We start from the raw sequence: 16,928 nt of genomic DNA on the forward strand, positions 1-16,928 counted from the left end.
GCGAAACCGGCGAACGGACCTGCACTCCGAACGGCCGAACTTCACTCCGGAACACCCCGCCCGAAATGGCGTCAATCAGCAGGCGACGGCAGGTCTCCTGGCTCACGGGTCGTCGCCAGCGCAGCCTTCCCGGACGCATCCAGTGGCATGTTGCGATGGCTCGCCGTTCACAGTTGCGGGGGCAGCTTCGGCACGTCGCATCCGGGTCAGGATGGCGGCTTCCGATATTCCCTTTTCATCCCGTCCGAAGACAGGAACCGTCGGCAGGCGGATGTTTGATCTGAAAACCACGGGGTGTCAATCGAGCTTGCCGCCAAGTGGCGGGCCGCTCCGGCACAATAAATTCGCCTGCGCTTGCGATAGATCAAGACCTTGGGCGCCCATGGCCCGGAACCGGTCAGTCGCCTCGCATCCCGGTGCTCGGATTGGCCGCGGCCGCCTCAGCCGCGGCGCGCAACAGCGCGGCGGCCCGGAACGGGGCGTGGATCGCCTTGGTGACCGGCAGCACCAGGAAGAAGCCGAACACCAGCCCGAGGTGCAGGCTCAGCAGGCCGCCCATCGCAGCCGTGTCGCGCAGCGCCAGCACGGCGAGGCCACTCAGCGTCACCAGCGCCAGCAGGATCAGGAACGCGACGTTGAGCTGAACTTCGTGCGGATCGGACGCCTGCTTGTCGGCGCGCCGCTCGATTGTCAGCAGCCCGCCGATCCCGACCAACATCGCAACGCCGCCGACTCCGCCGAGCATCACCGGCAGGCTGAACAGCGGATAGGGTGCGAGCCAGCCGAAGCCATGGTGATAGATCGCCGCCACCATGGTCGAGAGCAGAGTGCCGATGAACCCGGCGACCATCACGTGGTGAGCGATCCGGCGTCGATGCGAGGGGGTGTCGTCGACGTCGTTGCAGCCTGGTCCGCCGCCGCCGAGATGGCGCAGCGTGACGATGTCGCGCAAGGCGGGGCGGATCGCCCGGAGGATCGCGCCCGCCGGCAGCGGCGGCGCGATCGCACGCCAGTAGCGCAGCGTCGCCAGCGCAATGCATAGCACTGCCCAGAGCAGCGACGCACCCGCGGCACCAGCCATCACCGGCCACGGCAGCACGCGATAGAACGCGCCCGCGCCGGCATCGGCGGTCAGCAGCGCCGCCGGCGAGGTCGAGAGCAGTACGGCAGCCAGCGTGAACAACAGCGCCGCACCGACCATCAGGGCGGTGCTGAGAAAGGGCCGACGAAACGCGTGCCCCAGCGCGGCCGGCCACAGATAGTCCGCATAAGACCGCTGCCGCACGGCGGCCAGCGTCGCCGGCAGATTGATCGCGAAGGGATGCGGCGGCGTGTACTGACAGGCGGTCCAGCAGCCGCGGCAGTTGTGACAAAGATTGGAGAGATAGTTCAGATCGCTGAGCTCGAAGCGATGCTGATTATCGATCGCCGGGAACACCGGGCACAGCCCGTCGCAATACATGCACGCGGTGCAGATCCGGAACTGGCGTTCGGCTTCCGCGGTGAGTTCATCGGGCGACATGGCGTGCGGCCTCCTCGCCGGCGAGGCGACCGAACACGGCCGCCAGCGTAAGACCGAGGCCGGCGAGATAACCGCGGCGCAGCACATTGGCGGCCATGATCATGCCGGCGGCATAGAGACTGTCGTGGACGCGTCCATCCGCCCACACCACGCGCAACCCATCGTCCACCGCGACGCCATGGTGCACGAAGGTGATGCCGGCGCGCATCGGATAGGCCGCGAACGGCGCGCGCGTCAGCGGGCGTGCGCCGGGTGGCGGCGCAGCGTTGAAGGAAGTCACGGCCGCGTGGAGCGTGGCCGGATCGCAGCCGAGCGCGGTCGCCAGAGACCCGACCGACTCCGCCTCGATCGGCGCGAAGGCTTGCGGCGCGGCGCGGCGCAGGGCGTCGGAGTCGAGAATGAGAGTGGCCGTCTGGCCGTCGCACGCGGCGATCCGCGGCCCCCAGCGCGCATAATGTGTCGGTTCCTGTCCGGCGCCGGCCGCGTCGATCCGCGCGCCGGAGGCGTCCACGACCATGCCATGGGGGATCGCGGTGATCCGGGTGACGATGCCGCCGTCGAACCGCGGCCCGCGCGCATCGACCGCCACCATGTGGCAGACGCTCGGGTCGCCGACGGCGCTCGCGCCCATCGCGAACAACTGCTCCAGTAATCGCCCGTCGGCAAAAGGCATCCCGCGTATCATGAGGCCGTCGCCGCTCGCGCCGTGATGCGCCCGAAGCCAGGCAGCATCACCGCCGGGCCCGCCGGCGCAAACGATCACGGTGCGGGCTTCAACCTCGGAGGGGGCGCTTCCATTGCCGCCGATCTCCACGATCCATCCGCACGCGGCTTCGCGAAGCCCGCGAACATCGCTGTCGCTGCTGAATACGATCCCCAGCGCGGCTGCCGTGCGATACAGCGCGTTGATCATCGCCTTGCCACCGCCAAGCGGAAACACCGTGCGGCGCGAATAGGGCACGACGCCAACGGACGGCGGCTGCATCGAGACGCCGTTATCGATCAGCCAAGGCACCAGCGTCTCCGACCCGGCGACAAGGCGTTCGGCCAAAGTGCGATGGGGTGCGCCGCCGGTGATGGCGTCAATCTCGGCGAGAAATTCGTCGGCCTGATAGTTGTCGGGCGCAAAGGGCGTCGGAACCGAATGCACAACCCGGAAGTTCCGGGCGTGGCGTGCGTTGCCGCCGCGCAAGGCGGCAGGGGCATTGTCGAGCAGGCGCACCGAGGCGCCGAGCCGACGCGCGGTGATCGCCGCACACAGCCCGGCAATTCCGCCACCGACCACCACGACATCCCACGTCGAATTCACCGCGCCCCCAGCGACCTGCACCACGATCCTGCGTACCGAGTAATGGCTCGAGCGGGAATGTCCGAACGAGCGGATGCTGAACCGTCTTAGGGCCGGCGTGGCGACGCTTGTCAATCGTGCCGATGCGCGTGTCGACGTGACCCGCGCCAGCGAGCCCGGAGAGCGCGGCTATCCTGTCGTCAGCAGCACGCAGAATCGCCCACCTGTATGATTGCAGGCCGGGGGCCGTCCGCGCTCTTCAGTCGAGGCGACATGCGGGCAATTCGGACGGCTGATTATTCTGGGTTCGGTGCGCCGTCTTGCGTTGCGATCTGAGGAGCCCCCGACGAGCCGGAGCTCTCCTGTCGCGCGTCACGAAGGCAATGGCTGCGACATGACCGCGGGCCGCCTCATCGCCTGCTAGGCTGCAATGGTGATTGCAGCACTCTCGAATCTCCGCTGAGAAATCCGGCAGGTATTGGGCCACCTGAATCAGTCTGGCGTAATTGCGTGCGATCAAAATTCATCGGTAATTGCGGGTGCCGTTCGGCCGTGGATGAGGTGAATTCGTACCGATCGTCGATCGGTCGTGCGTTCGTGGAGTTAGTTTGGAATTAGTAAAGTGATAGTCTGATCAAAACTTGCGCAGAAGATGATTATTTAAGTTTGAGGCGAGAGAGGCCGGGCACTAGGGTCCGGATACTTCGTTTTGGAGAGCGCCGCTGAGCATCGGATGCGATTGCGGCTTCTCGAATTATCCTCGAACCACTTAGAGACCCATGAGCGTGAACGTCATTTTCGGCTCCGATGCCGGAGCCACGAAAGCGGTTGCGAACCGCATTGCAAAACACACCAATGGTCGCGCGATCGATATCAAGACGGCAAGCGTCGCCGACTTCGAGAATTGCAGTCTGCTGATTCTCGGATCGCCGACCTACGGAGCGGGCGATTTGCAGGCCGACTGGGAGGCCCATCTCGACAAGCTGACACAGGCCCGGCTCAGCGGCAAGAAGGTGGCGTTGTTCGGTACGGGCGATCAGGTCAATTATCCCGACTGCTTCGTCGATGCGATGGGGGTTCTGTACGATCTCGTCGTCGAGCAAGGGTCGACGGTGGTCGGTTTCACCCCCACATCGGGCTATGACCATACCGGGTCGAAGGCCGAGCGCGACGGGCAGTTCGTCGGCCTGCCACTGGATCAGGACAATCAGTCATCGAAGACCGAGAAGAGGATCTCCGAATGGGTCAGTCGGCTGATCTGAGCAACGCATCGCTGCAGATCTTCAATCATCATCTGTACGAACTCTCGAAGGGAATGCGGCCGCTGGCCTTGATGACCATGACGGCCGACGCCGCAGCACCGGTGATCGCGCGATTGCAAAATCGCGGCATCGCGCATCACGTCCACGAGGCCTGCCCGGATCGGGTAAATGTGGTGTTCGGCAGCACGCTGGCGGTCAAGGCGGTCGGCCGCTTTCTGATCGGGCCGCTGTGCGAGTTGTCCGCCGAGCATGATTTCATCCTCGGCGTTCTGCTCGGCTACGACCGCGAGATGCAGTGCGAACGTTATCTGGGGCGTTGCGGCGCCGATGCGGACGAGGCCGCCGTGGCGCTGCCGTCCGCACCGCCGCTCGCGCTTACGGATCAGCAGAGTCTGGCCCTGTAACAAACCGGGCGCCGTGGTGCGGCGCCCGTCGCTGTGCGGCGAGAAGCGTTGCGATGGTCCGGTAAGCTTCCGGGCGGCCGCATGCGCTCCCGCGCGTAGCGCGCCTCGAAGGATGCGGCCAAGGGATATGCGGCTCATCCTTCGAGGCCCGCAGCCGCGCACAGCGCGGCCCAGCGGGCACCTCATGATGACGGCCGTGTTTCTATCAAAGGTAGAAATGCTCTAGATCGGTGACGAACCGGGCGCGCTCGATCTGGATCGAAGAACAGCGCTGCGGCCTCAGCCCCAGCTTTGCAGCTTGCGGAGCTGCGGCGTCTTCTTGTGCTGGTGGATGGCCATGCGGCCGAGCAGATTGTCGAGCTCGGTGATCGCCTTGAACAGATACGGCCCCTTGTTGAGCATCACGCACTCGGCGCGTGCCGCCATCGCGGCATCGGTCATCTCGCCGCGCGAGGGGGTGCCCTTCTTGACCAATTGTTCGAGTACCTGCGTCGCCCAGATCACCGGGACGTGCGCGGCTTCGCCGATCCACAAGATCTCCTCCTGCATCTCCGCGAGTCGCGCAAAGCCGATTTCGACCGCGAGATCGCCGCGCGCGATCATCACCGCGGTCGGCTGCTGGCCCGCGGCCTGCACCAGAATGTCCGGCAGATTGGCGACCGCTTCGGGCGTCTCGATCTTCAGCACCAGCGCCAGCTTGCGCCAGTCGTCCGGCCGGCGTTCGGCGAGGGCGGTCTGCAGCGTCTCGACGTCGGCGACCGACTGCACGAAGGAGAACTCGATGCCATCGGCGTGCTCGGCGACAAAGTCGAGATCGTCGCGGTCCTTGGCGGTGAGGGCCGGGATATCGAGCAGCGTATCCGGGAAGTTGAGGCCTTTCTCCGGCTTCAGCCGCAGTCCCTTGTCGGAGGTCGAGGTCACGCGGCCGATCAGGCCCCACGCGGTCTTGCGTTCGATCCGGATGCACAGCTTGCCGTCGTCAACGAACACCCGCGCGCCGACCGCGCTGTTGATCAACGGATCGCTCAGCGTGCATTCGATCGCGAAATGCTCATCGGCCAGATCGATGCGGTGGAACGAGCCCTCGGCCACGATCGCGATCAGGTCGCCGGTGAGGATGCGTTCGCGGCCCTCGGGGGCACGCGCGGCGCCGGTGCGGATCTTGGGCCCTGCGATGTCCATCAGGATTTTCATGCGATGGCCGGTGGTTTCTTCGGCGACGTGCAGGTGATTGATCATGCGCTGCCACGCCGCGGCGTCGTCATGCGCGCAATTGATCCGCACCGCCTCGACCTTGCGCTCGGCGAGCCGGAGCATGAACGACGGATCGTCGGCGGCTTCGCTCGGGCAGGTGACGAGCAGGGCGGTCGAGCGGCCGCTCGCCGGCACGCCGAACATCTCCTCGCTGCGCAGTTCGAGCTCGTGCTCGCCGGCGAAGAATTGCCGCGACGAGGGACGCACCGCCTGCGGCTCGCCGCAGAGTTCGCCCAGCGTGGCGCGGACGGCGTGCAGCGTCGGCATCACCCGGCTCTCGAGCCGGCCGAGCGAGGACAGCCCGAGCGCCGAAAGTGAGCGCTGCAAAGGGCGCAGGTCGTGCTGACGCAGCGCCAGATAATGCGCCAGATTGGAGGCGCTGGCGGGAAAGGTCGGACGATGGATACTGCCGGCCCAGGCCTCGATGCGCGGACGGCTATCGGCCTCGATGTCGGCGATCAGCCGGTCGAGTTTCTGCTTCAGGCGCTCAATTTCGGTCGACATGGCGGGCTCGCTTGGTCAGACACGGCCGGAACGAACCGCGTCAGCCCGCTCTAGGAGCCGTTGATGTAACTCCTGTGACAGCGAGACGGCCTGCGTCTGCGACCTTATGCGCACGCCGGCCGACGCCCGCTGCCCCGCTGTCCACAGCGTCCGCGGTGCGGCGCTTGACGGCAACAGCGCGCGCGGCCTGAATGCGGCCAACCCTGCGAACCCGAGGCTTCCGCTTGTCCGTCATCATCTTCGGCATCAAGAACTGCGACACCATGAAGAAGGCGCGCGCCTGGCTCGACGGTCACGGCGTCGCGTACGACTTCCACGACTATAAGACGGCGGGCATCGACGAGGCGCACCTGAAGCGATGGGCGGAGCAGGTCGGATGGGAGACGCTGCTCAACCGCGCCGGCACCACCTTCCGCAAGCTGCCCGATGCAGACAAGGAGGGGCTGACGGCGGCCAAGGCGATTGCCCTGATGCTGGCGCAACCGTCGATGATCAAGCGCCCCGTGCTGCAGAAGGGCACGAAGCTATTGGTGGGGTTCCGGCCGGACGCTTACGAAGAGGCGCTGACCTGATCTGACTGGTTTTTTTCCACAACCGACAGCTCACTAACGCTGGCCTGCATTGCATCTTGCGCACGGCTGGCGAATAGCGGCATAGTCCGCCGCAGATCGACGGGCGGCTCGCCGGAGACGGCGTGGCGACACCGACAGTAACAAAAATTCGGCCGCGGACGTGCCTCCGCCGCGGACCGGGCAGGGGGAAGTGCTACTTGGCCGATGACATCATCCTCGAGACGCACGGGCTGACGAAGGAGTTTGCGGGCTTCTTTGCGGTCCGCGACGTCAATCTGCGCGTGCGCCGTGGGCATATCCACGCGTTGATCGGCCCCAACGGTGCCGGCAAGACGACGTGTTTCAATTTGCTCACCAAGTTCCTGCATCCGTCAGCGGGCAAGATTCTCTATAAGGGACAGGACATCACCGCAGCTGCGCCGGCGGACGTCGCGCGGCTCGGGCTGGTGCGTTCTTTCCAGATCTCCGCCGTGTTCCCGCATTTCACCGCGCTGGAAAACGTGCGCGTCGCACTGCAGCGCCAGCACGGCCATTCGTTCGATTTCTGGCGGTCCAAGAGCGTGCTCGACCGCTACAATGATCGCGCGCGCGAGCTGCTCGACGACGTCGGCCTCAGCGAATTTTCCGACACCCCTGCAGTCGAGATGCCGTACGGCCGCAAGCGCGCCCTGGAGATCGCCACCACGCTGGCGCTCGATCCCGAGATGATGCTGCTCGACGAGCCGATGGCCGGCATGGGCCACGAGGACATCGACAAGATCGCCGCGCTGATCAAGCGGATCTCGGCGAAGTACACCATCCTGATGGTCGAACATAATCTCAGCGTCGTCGCCAATCTGTCCGACGTGATCACCGTGCTGACCCGTGGACAGGTGCTGGCCGAAGGCCATTACAACGACCTGACCCAGGACGCGCGCGTCAAGGAAGCCTATCTCGGAGCGGGCCATGGTTGAGGCGACGACTTTGGACCGCACCGCGCCCGCGGCCAGCGGCAACGTGCTGCTCAACGTGCGCGATCTGCAAGCGTGGTACGGCGAGTCCCACATTCTGCACGGAATGAATTTCGAGGTGCGCACCGGTGAAGTGGTGACGCTGCTCGGCCGCAACGGCGCCGGCAAGACCACGACGCTGAAGTCGGTGATGGGCATCATCGGCAAGCGCACCGGCGCCATCACGTTCGACGGCCACGATATCAGCCGCGCATCGTCCGACAAGATCGCCAAGCGCGGCATCGCATTCTGCCCGGAGGAACGCGGCATCTTCGCCAGCCTCGACGTGCGCGAAAATCTGATGCTGCCGCCGCAGGTGCGGCCGGGCGGCCTGTCGCAGGAGCAGATCTTCGAACTGTTCCCGAACCTGCGCGAGCGGCTGAACAGCCAGGGAACCAAGTTGTCCGGCGGCGAGCAACAGATGCTGGCGATCGCCCGCATTCTGCGCACCGGCGCGCGCTTCCTGATGCTGGACGAGCCGACTGAAGGTCTGGCGCCGGTGATCATCCAGCAGATCGGCCACACCATCGCGCGGCTGAAGAAGGAAGGCTTCACGATCCTGCTGGTGGAGCAGAACTTCCGTTTCGCCTCGACGGTGGCCGACCGCTACTACGTGGTCGAGCACGGCAAGATCATCGACGGCTTCTCCAATTCGGAACTCGAAGCCAACATGGACAAGCTGCACACCTATCTCGGCGTCTGACGCCGCTGACGTGACTTCTCGCTGAGAGCTGGAAACCCTATGTCGATCAATATCCAGGCCTTGTTGGCGCAGCTTCTGGTCGGGCTGATCAACGGCTCGTTCTATGCGCTGCTGAGTCTCGGCCTCGCCGTGATCTTCGGCATGCTGAACATCATCAACTTCGCCCACGGTGCGCTGTATATGATGGGCGCGTTCTGCGCTTACTTCCTGCTGAACCTGTTCGGCATCGGCTATTGGTGGGCGCTGATCCTGGCGCCGCTGATTGTCGGCGCGTTCGGTATGCTGATGGAGCGGACGCTGCTGCAATGGCTGTCCGGGCTCGATCATCTGTACGGCCTGCTGCTGACATTCGGCGTCGCGCTGATCATCCAGGGCCTGTTCCAAAACTATTTTGGTTCGTCCGGCCTGCCTTACGCGATCCCCGAAGAGCTGCGCGGCGGCATCAATCTCGGCTTCATGTTCCTGCCGATCTATCGCGGCTGGGTGGTCGTGTTCTCGCTCGTGGTCTGCCTGCTGACCTGGTACCTGATCGAGCGGACGCAACTCGGCGCCTATCTGCGCGCCGCCACCGAGAACCCGACGCTGGTCCGCGCCTTCGGCATCAACGTGCCGCGGATGATCACGCTGACCTACGGCCTCGGCGTCGGTCTCGCCGCGCTCGCCGGCGTGCTGTCGGCGCCGATCAACCAGGTCCGGCCGCTGATGGGCGCCGATCTGATCATCGTGGTGTTCGCGGTGGTGGTGATCGGCGGCATGGGCTCGATCATGGGCTCGATCATCACCGGCTTTGCGCTCGGCGTGATCGAAGGCCTGACCAAATATTTCTACCCCGAGGCCTCCAACACCGTCGTGTTCGTCCTGATGGTGCTGGTGCTGCTTGTAAAACCCTCGGGCCTGACGGGACGGACAACCTGACATGACCTCGATCACCCAACAATCCGTTCCGACCACCACGCGCCGTCCGGTGCGTGACGAGATGATCGCCTTCGCGCTGATGACGGCCGTTCTGGTGATCGTGCCGTTCACCGGGGTGTACCCGTTCTTCGTGATGCAGGGGCTATGCTTCGCGCTGCTGGCCTGCGCCTTCAATCTCTTGATCGGTTATGGCGGCCTGCTTTCGTTCGGCCACGCGATGTTTCTCGGCACCGCCGGTTATGTCACCGCGCATGCGCTGAAGGTCTGGGATCTGTCGCCGGAACTCGCGATCATCGTCGGCACCGCAGCCGCGTTGGGGCTATCGGTGATCACTGGTCTGATCGCGATCCGCCGTCAGGGCATCTACTTCGCGATGATCACCCTGGCGCTGTCGCAGCTGTTGTACTTCATCTATCTGCAGGCGCCGTTCACCCACGGCGAAGACGGCATCCAGGGGATCCCGCAAGGCAAGATGTTCGGGGTGATCGACCTGCAGAACGCCACCACGCTGTATTTCATGATCCTGGCCGGGTTCCTGCTCGGCTTCCTGATCATCTACCGGGCCATCAACTCGCCGTTCGGTGAGGTGCTCAAGGCGATCCGCGAGAACGAGCCGCGCGCGATCTCGCTCGGTTACAAGACCGACCAGTACAAGCTCATGGCGTTCATCCTGTCAGGCACGCTTGCGGGCTTCGCCGGCGCGCTGAAGGTGTTCGTCGCGCAGAATGCGTCGCTGACCGACGTGCACTGGTCGATGTCGGGTGAAATCGTGCTGATGACGCTGGTCGGCGGCCTAGGCACCATCTTCGGCCCGGTGGTCGGCGCCTTCGTGATCATCGCCATGCAGCAATATCTCGCCGGCTTCGGCCAATGGGTCACGGTGATCCAGGGTGTGATCTTCGTCGCCTGCGTGCTGACCTTCCGCCGCGGCATCATCGGCGAGATCGGGCACTACTTCAAACGGTCGCTGTAGGGCGTCGCTTCGACCATAGCGAACAGCCCGACAGCCCGATCGTCAGAACAACAAAGCCGCCGCGCAACTGCATTGCGCGGCGGCTTTTTTGGTTCGTGGCTGGCGTCCCTATGGCTTCGGCAAGAGGGTGTCGACCGGAACTGGTCCGAGCGGAAGTTCCGCTTCGGAGAGATGCTCGGCGGCGACGGGAGCTTCGCGCCGCGGGCGGGACGACTTCTTTCGGACCTTGGTGAGCTCGAACGCTTCGCTCATCAGCTTCTCGACGTCGGCGGCGTATTTCGGAGCCGCACTGCCGGTCGCCGCGGCAAGATGGGTCTCGCGGCGAACCTCGTCGGCCGGCGGCTGTTCTTCGGCAGTAGGTGTGTGGGCCATAGATGGCTCAGGATGAAGTTCCGCGCTGCTGGCCGGGGCCTGCTCAAGGCGGCTCGACTCGGCCGTCGCTTCCGTGACCACGGACAACGATGCGTCAGCCTCCTCGGCGCCCGTCGATGCGCTCTGGCTCGGCGCGTCCTCGGCCGGGACCGATTCTGGCGCGGTGACCTGGAGCGGTGCGGCGGCGAGCGAATCTGCCGGGCGCACCGAGGGCGTACCCAGCGGCATCGGCGGCAGGTCCGCGACGGACGCAGCGTCCTGGACGCGCGCTATGTCCGGGACGGCCAGCATCTCCTGCACCAGCGCGTTCACCTTGGCGTCCGCAACGAAAACCGGAGCGGCCTGCGTCCGGGACATTCCATCCGCCGCGATCCGTTCGGCAACCGGCCGCGCGGGCATCATGTTCTTCCGGACGGCGAAGGTCTCGCCGGCGTCCGCTTCGTACATCGTGTCGCGGCGAGGTGCGGAACGTCGCGGCCGGATCAGGCTGCGGACGTCGAGTTCGCTCGGAATGTACTCAGGCTCGCCGTGATCGGACACAGCTTCATCGTCCGCATAGTCGCGCGCTGCGAACCGTGTGGCGCGGCTGCGCGCGGGTTCGTAACGTGGAGCTGCCTCGTATCCGGAAGGCTCGTCGTGCGGTGCAACGGCGCGCGCCGAATAGTCCCGCCGATCCGGATTGCGGCGCTCGAAATCGCGCCGATCGTAGTCCCGGTCGAAGTCGTGACGCGCGGCCGGGCGGCGATCGCGATCTTGGTAAGCGTGCCGCTGCGGGGCGCGGCGTTCGTCGTCCCAGCGGCTGTAAATCTCCTCATCTCGGCGATCAATCCGGCGCGGATCGTAAACGTCGCGTGCAGCATCCGGCCACGCGTGTCGGCCGTCATGGTCGGTTGACGCTGGCGAGGGACGTGCCGCGCGGGGCTCCGGCGCGGAGGCCTTTGGTTGCGGCTCCGGCTGCTTCATCGTGACCGCGTCGAGGCTCATGGTCGGCAGCGTGATCGTCGCCATGGCGGGAGCAGGGGCCGGCGCGGCCGGCTTGTCGTCGTCGAGGTCTTCATTGTTCTCGATGCGCTGCCGGGCGCGTTCGACCTGCGCCTGGATCTTCGCGGCATAGACGCTGGGCGGCGAGAAGAAGATTTTCGCAACCACCGGAACGATTTCCAGGAAGATGATGAACAAGCGCGTCATCCACGAGAACAGCGTCATGGTGGCGCCGTCCTTGGGATCGTTCTTCAATTCCTGATAGGCGGCGATCCGGGTCAGCGGATCGATCCGGTCCTTCTTCTCCTGATAATAGGATTGCGCCAGCGCCTTTTGACGGAAGTCGGCGACGTCGGCCGCCTTCGCGGCCTCGAACTGTTTCAGGTCGGCGCGGGCTGCGTCGATGCGGGCCTGCAAAGCATCCGCCTTGGCCCTGATCGCTGCGCGCTCCTGGTCGCGCGAAACCGACGCGTCGCCGGCGACCCTGGCCTGCGCAGCGCGCAACTCGTCGCGCTTCTGGTGCAGCTGGACGATCTCGGCCTCGCGCGCGGCGCGCTGGGCGATGAAGGCTTCCTTCTGCTTCCGGGCGTATTCGTAGCGCGGCCCGGCGCCGGGCCGGCCGGAATTGTTCGGCGCCGCTTTCAGTCCGAACTCCTCGGCGTTCATGTCGGCGATGTAGCGCTGGATGGTGCGATCGATCTGGCCGATGTCGGCGCGGATATCGGACTCGCGTGTGGCCAGCGCCTTCATCTGCTGATCGATATCGTCGGTGCGGTTCTGAAGCATCGGCTCCAGCGCCGGTGCTTCAGTAAGGACGTCGCGGTGCAGGGCTTCCAGCGTGTCGATCCCGGCCTGCCGGCGTGCCGCCTCGGCGGTCAGCCCGGCCTCGTACTGCGCGATCTTCGCATAGATCGGCTGGTTGGCGGCGATCCGGTCGGCCTCGATCTTCTCGTTGATGGTGCCGGAGAAGATCGCAAGCTCGAGAAACATCGCGATGACCCAGGCGAGCCCGAACGACATCATCAACCTGATACCGACGCGGACGAACCGCCACGCCGTCTGCCGTGCCTCGGTGCTCGATTGAATTGGCGCGGTATTCCACAACGTGCCCTGATAGAACCAGTCGGACTGGCACAGCGCGCGGTCGAACATCAGCACGGTGAGGCCGATGACGCCCGAGACCAGCAGCCTTGTCCACACATTCGCGATCATGTAGCCGGTGGCGTGAAACGACACGCCGACCACCACGATGAAGGACAGGCAGAGCGATGCGCCGAGATGCGCGGCCCACAGTTTGTCCGAGGGCGGGCAGGTCGACAGCGTTTTGCGATCGACGCCGGCGATGACACCCAATGCGCGTTGAAGCATGGCCGCCCAAATTCTGCGGTGATAAGCGCCGCGGTTGGAAGTGACAGGTCCGCGCGAGTTTAACAGTTCGTTTACGAATTCAATACGCGTCGCTCGCCTGAGGGGCCGCGCGCGAGTTCTCACTTCGGCTCAGCATGCGCTGCTAAGTAGTGATAGTCAGAGACAAACTTGGATCGGGCGGAGCGGCCGTTCGGGCTCCGCGCCGTCCTCAAAAAAATCCGGGAGGTGGGGTCGCGGTCGGTGCGTTCTTTCCTCGGTTACCGCTACTATGCGTTCGGCTTCGGGTGCCGCCTCCCGGTCGGGGCTCAAGTGATTCGCCGGATTGGCCAGGCTGCCCGCACTTGCTGCGATGCAAGTGCAGCTTCCTCAGTTTCTGGGGATGGCTCGAAAATGTCAGCGGCAAAGAGCGTTTGGCGGAGAGAGGCGACGCCACTGGGAGGGAACTTCCGCGGGTTGCGATCCGGTCCCGGTTCTGCGAAACGGCGGGTTGCCTGCCATCGCCTGAAGTGTTTTATGACGCTCCTGTGACGCGTCCGACGCCCGGGCCAGTGTCATCAATCGGATAGCTTCCAATGCTGCGATACTTTCGAGCCTTTCTGCCAAAGGAGGAGAGGTTTTTCGACCTGTTCGCCCGGCATACCGAGACCGTGGTCCACGGCGCGCATGCCCTTCAGGACATGCTGCGGGGAGGCGACGAGACGCCGGTGCACTGCCAGCGGGTCAGCCATTTCGAGGCCGAGGCGGACGGCATTACCCGCGAGGTGCTGACCGCGGTGCGCCGAACCTTCATCACCCCGTTCGACCGCGTCGACATCAAGAACCTGATCACCTCGATGGACGACGCCATCGACCAGATGCAGCAGACCGCCAAGGCGGTGATCCTGTTCGAGGTTCGCGAGTTCGAGCCGCCGATGCGCGAGATCGGCGCGCTGCTGGTCGAGAGCGCCAATCTGGTGGGCAAGGCGCTGCCGCTGATGAAGTCGATCGGGCCAAACCTGCAAATGCTGACGGCGATGACCGAGGAGATCGGCAAGCTCGAGGGCCGGGTCGACGATCTGCACGATATCGGGCTCAAGGAGCTTTTCCTGAAGCACCGCAATGCCAACACCATGGACTACATCGTCGGCGCCGAGATCTACGACCATCTCGAAAAGGTCGCCGACCGCTTCGATGACGTCGCGAACGAGATCAACAGCATCGTCATCGAGCAGGTCTAAGGGCAGGGCCGTATTGTGGATGCTTCGATCGGGCTGCCCATTCTGGTCGGATTGATCGCCGTCGCGCTGCTGTTCGACTTTCTGAACGGCCTGCACGACGCCGCCAATTCGATCGCCACCATCGTCTCGACCCGTGTGCTGCGGCCGCACTATGCGGTGTTCTGGGCGGCGTTCTTCAATTTCGTCGCCTTCCTGGTGTTCGGCCTGCACGTCGCCAACACCATCGGCACCGGCATCATCGAGCCGAGCGTGATCGACTCCGCGGTGATCTTCGCCGCCCTGGTCGGCGCGATCGTCTGGAATATCGTCACCTGGGCGCTCGGGATTCCATCGAGTTCGTCGCACGCGCTGATCGGCGGGTTGCTCGGCGCCGGGCTGGCCAAGGCCGGACTTTCGGCCGCTGTGTGGGGCGGGGTGTCGAAGGCGCTGCTGGCGATCGTGCTGTCGCCGCTGGTCGGCTTCCTTCTGGCGCTGGTGCTGGTGGCGATCGTGTCCTGGGCGTCGGTACGCTCGACGCCGTTCGCGGTCGATCGCGCGTTCCGCATCCTGCAGTTCGCCTCCGCATCGCTGTATTCGCTCGGCCATGGCGGCAACGACGCGCAGAAGACGATGGGCATCATCGCCGTGCTGCTGTACTCGCAGGGCTATCTCGGCAGCGAGTTCTCGGTGCCGTTCTGGGTAGTGATCTCGTGCCAGTCGGCGATGGCGCTCGGCACGCTGATGGGCGGCTGGCGGATCGTCCGCACCATGGGGCTGCGGATCACCAAGCTGACGCCGATGCAGGGATTCTGCGCCGAGACCGGCGGCGCCGCGACGCTGTTCATGGCGACCTTCCTCGGCGTGCCGGTGTCGACCACCCACACCATCACCGGTGCCATCGTCGGCGTCGGCGCGGCGCGGCGGATGTCGGCAGTGCGCTGGAACGTGGCCAGTTCGATCGTCTATGCCTGGGTGATCACCATCCCGGCCTCGGCGATCGTCGCCGCCGCAGCCTATTGGGGCACGCGGCTGCTGCCGACGTTCTGACCGCTCTGCACGCGGCGGAACCAGCCGAACGTCTCGCGCTTGTCAAAGGTATTCAATCGCTGAGGAAAGTGCGGCCCGTCATGCTGAAGCAGCCCCGATTGCGCAGCATCGACGCGCCGCCGCCGAAACCGCACGCGCCGTCCTGTGAACCCGGTGTCGTCGCAGCGAGCGCTTATGCGCACGGCCAGCTCGTCGCCGACATCACGATCGAACAGGCGGGCGAATGGGCCGCCAAGGACGGCCACGTCGTCTGGATCGGTCTGCACGAACCCAGCAAGGATCTGCTGGCGCGGGTTGCCGGGCAGCTCAATTTGCACCCGCTGGCGATCGAGGACGCTACCAACGCGCGCCAGCCGCCGAAGGTCGAACAATATGATGACGCCTTCTTCGTGGTCGCCCGAACCGCGCAGATGGAGCACGAGCGGATTGCGTTCGGCGAGACGCACATCTTCGTCGGCAAGGGATACGTCGTGTCTGTCCGTCACGGCGCGTCGACTTCCTACAATGTCGTGAGATCGCGCTGCGAAGCCAGCCCGAACTGGTTCGCCGAGGGCGAAGACTACATCCTCTATGCCATTCTCGATTTCATCGTCGACAGCTACCGCCCGGTGATCGACCGGATCCAGGGCGAGGTCGACAATCTCGAGGAAGAGGTGCTGCGCCGTTCGCATCTCGGCCAGATGGACGGTCTGTATCGGCTACGGCGCGAGTTGCTCAAGCTGAAGCGGGCAGTCGGTCCGATGGTCGACGTCTGCAAGCGGCTCGAGCATGGCGACATGATCGCGCTCGATGCCCCGCTCAAGCCGCTGTTCCGGGACATCCTCGACCACGTCAATCGCGCCGAAGAGGACATCGATCAGCTTCTGCAGATCCTGGCCTTCGTGTTTGAAGCTGCCATGATGGCAGGACAGGCCCAGCAAACCGAGATCGCGAGGCGGCTGACCGCGTGGGCCGCCATCCTCGCGGTGCCGACCGCCATTGCAGGCATCTATGGGATGAATTTCGAGCACATGCCGGAGTTGAAGTGGGAGTACGGCTACTACGTCGTGCTCGGCACCATCGCCTGCGTCTGCGGGTTTCTGTATTACCGATTCAAGCGGGTCGGCTGGCTCTGATCGCCGACCCGTGCGACTTCAACCGACCACCTTCAGCCCGATGATGCCGGCGACGATCAGGCCGATGCAGGCGAGGCGGGCAAGCGTGGCCGGATCGCCGAACAGCGCGATGCCGAGCGCCGCGGTGCCGACCGCGCCGATGCCGGTCCAGATCGCGTAGGCGGTGCCGATCGGCAGCGTCTTCAGTGCCAGGCCGAGCAGCAGGATGCTGGCCGTCATCGCCGCCAGCGTCAGCGCCGTCGGGACCAGACGGGTAAAGCCTTCGGTATATTTCAGGCCGATCGCCCAGCCGATTTCCATCAGGCCGGCGATGAACAGATAGAACCAGGCCATGAGGCCTCCTTTGCGCAGCTCCGGCGGTTTCGATCCCGGGGGAAATGTGCAGGCCATCCAGCGGGATAGCACCGGCGCTTGGCGCGGTCTGCGAGGAAGCCGGGTCGTCCCGGCCGAAAAGGTGATTTTG

At 65.0% G+C, this 16,928-nt stretch carries 15 protein-coding genes and 1 riboswitch; of the genes, 10 read left to right on the top strand and 5 right to left on the bottom strand.

The annotated features are described in order from the left end of the window. Positions 1–70 precede the first annotated feature (70 nt). A riboswitch (cobalamin riboswitch) is annotated at positions 71–277 on the bottom strand. Between the two features lie 120 nt (positions 278–397). Both tcuB and tcuA read right to left on the bottom strand, forming a co-directional pair. Then, positions 398–1,522 (bottom strand): tricarballylate utilization 4Fe-4S protein TcuB, encoded by a 1,125-nt coding sequence (tcuB, locus tag LPW26_RS01810; protein WP_238732535.1) that lies wholly within the window; start codon positions 1,520–1,522, stop codon positions 398–400. Continuing rightward, positions 1,509–2,855 (bottom strand): FAD-dependent tricarballylate dehydrogenase TcuA, encoded by a 1,347-nt coding sequence (tcuA, locus tag LPW26_RS01815; RefSeq protein WP_319942153.1) that lies wholly within the window; start codon positions 2,853–2,855, stop codon positions 1,509–1,511. Before tcuA ends, tcuB begins: the two co-directional genes overlap by 14 nt. Positions 2,856–3,589: 734 nt before the next feature. On the opposite strand from tcuA, the gene fldA reads away from it, so the two are divergent. Then, positions 3,590–4,072 (top strand): flavodoxin FldA, encoded by a 483-nt coding sequence (fldA, locus tag LPW26_RS01820; protein ID WP_238732536.1) that lies wholly within the window; start codon positions 3,590–3,592, stop codon positions 4,070–4,072. Continuing rightward, positions 4,051–4,476: a DUF2023 family protein gene (locus LPW26_RS01825; RefSeq protein WP_238732537.1), complete on the top strand. Its 426-nt coding sequence runs from the start codon at positions 4,051–4,053 to the stop codon at positions 4,474–4,476. The genes fldA and LPW26_RS01825 overlap by 22 nt, the downstream gene beginning before the upstream one ends. Positions 4,477–4,755: 279 nt before the next feature. Here the strand turns inward: LPW26_RS01825 and LPW26_RS01830 are convergent, their stop codons facing one another. Further along, positions 4,756–6,234 (bottom strand): pyruvate kinase, encoded by a 1,479-nt coding sequence (locus LPW26_RS01830; protein ID WP_238732538.1) that lies wholly within the window; start codon positions 6,232–6,234, stop codon positions 4,756–4,758. Between the two features lie 224 nt (positions 6,235–6,458). Between LPW26_RS01830 and LPW26_RS01835 the strand changes: the two genes are divergently transcribed. The 5 genes from LPW26_RS01835 to LPW26_RS01855 all read left to right on the top strand — a co-directional run bounded on the left by LPW26_RS01835 (position 6,459) and on the right by LPW26_RS01855 (position 10,386). After that, on the top strand, positions 6,459–6,806 hold the full coding sequence (locus tag LPW26_RS01835) for an ArsC family reductase (RefSeq protein WP_238732539.1): 348 nt from the start codon (positions 6,459–6,461) through the stop codon (positions 6,804–6,806). 197 nt (positions 6,807–7,003) lie between these two features. Continuing rightward, complete coding sequence (locus tag LPW26_RS01840) at positions 7,004–7,759, top strand: ABC transporter ATP-binding protein (protein WP_238732540.1); 756 nt, start codon at positions 7,004–7,006, stop codon at positions 7,757–7,759. After that, positions 7,752–8,498 carry an ABC transporter ATP-binding protein gene (locus LPW26_RS01845; RefSeq protein ID WP_238732541.1) on the top strand — a complete coding sequence of 249 codons (747 nt, stop codon included), beginning with the start codon at positions 7,752–7,754 and terminating at the stop codon, positions 8,496–8,498. The genes LPW26_RS01840 and LPW26_RS01845 overlap by 8 nt, the downstream gene beginning before the upstream one ends. Positions 8,499–8,549: 51 nt before the next feature. Continuing rightward, on the top strand, positions 8,550–9,413 hold the full coding sequence (locus tag LPW26_RS01850; RefSeq protein ID WP_238732866.1) for a branched-chain amino acid ABC transporter permease: 864 nt from the start codon (positions 8,550–8,552) through the stop codon (positions 9,411–9,413). A gap of 1 nt (position 9,414) precedes the next feature. Next, on the top strand, positions 9,415–10,386 hold the full coding sequence (locus LPW26_RS01855) for a branched-chain amino acid ABC transporter permease (RefSeq protein ID WP_238732542.1): 972 nt from the start codon (positions 9,415–9,417) through the stop codon (positions 10,384–10,386). 108 nt (positions 10,387–10,494) lie between these two features. Here the strand turns inward: LPW26_RS01855 and LPW26_RS01860 are convergent, their stop codons facing one another. Then, on the bottom strand, positions 10,495–13,107 hold the full coding sequence (locus LPW26_RS01860) for a DUF4407 domain-containing protein (protein WP_238732543.1): 2,613 nt from the start codon (positions 13,105–13,107) through the stop codon (positions 10,495–10,497). Between the two features lie 572 nt (positions 13,108–13,679). Between LPW26_RS01860 and LPW26_RS01865 the strand changes: the two genes are divergently transcribed. The 3 genes from LPW26_RS01865 (at position 13,680) to corA (ending at position 16,465) form a co-directional block, all read left to right on the top strand. Beyond that, on the top strand, positions 13,680–14,324 hold the full coding sequence (locus LPW26_RS01865; protein WP_238732544.1) for a DUF47 domain-containing protein: 645 nt from the start codon (positions 13,680–13,682) through the stop codon (positions 14,322–14,324). Positions 14,325–14,339: 15 nt separating this feature from the next. Continuing rightward, on the top strand, positions 14,340–15,350 hold the full coding sequence (locus tag LPW26_RS01870) for an inorganic phosphate transporter (protein WP_238732545.1): 1,011 nt from the start codon (positions 14,340–14,342) through the stop codon (positions 15,348–15,350). Between the two features lie 80 nt (positions 15,351–15,430). Then, positions 15,431–16,465 (top strand): magnesium/cobalt transporter CorA, encoded by a 1,035-nt coding sequence (gene corA / locus LPW26_RS01875; RefSeq protein ID WP_238732546.1) that lies wholly within the window; start codon positions 15,431–15,433, stop codon positions 16,463–16,465. Positions 16,466–16,483: 18 nt separating this feature from the next. Here the strand turns inward: corA and sugE are convergent, their stop codons facing one another. Then, positions 16,484–16,798, bottom strand: coding sequence for a quaternary ammonium compound efflux SMR transporter SugE (gene sugE, locus LPW26_RS01880; protein ID WP_238732547.1), 315 nt, complete (start codon positions 16,796–16,798; stop codon positions 16,484–16,486). Between the last annotated feature and the right edge of the window lie 130 nt (positions 16,799–16,928).

This window comes from Rhodopseudomonas infernalis, from assembly GCF_022271405.1.
Lineage (GTDB): Bacteria > Pseudomonadota > Alphaproteobacteria > Rhizobiales > Xanthobacteraceae > Rhodopseudomonas > Rhodopseudomonas infernalis.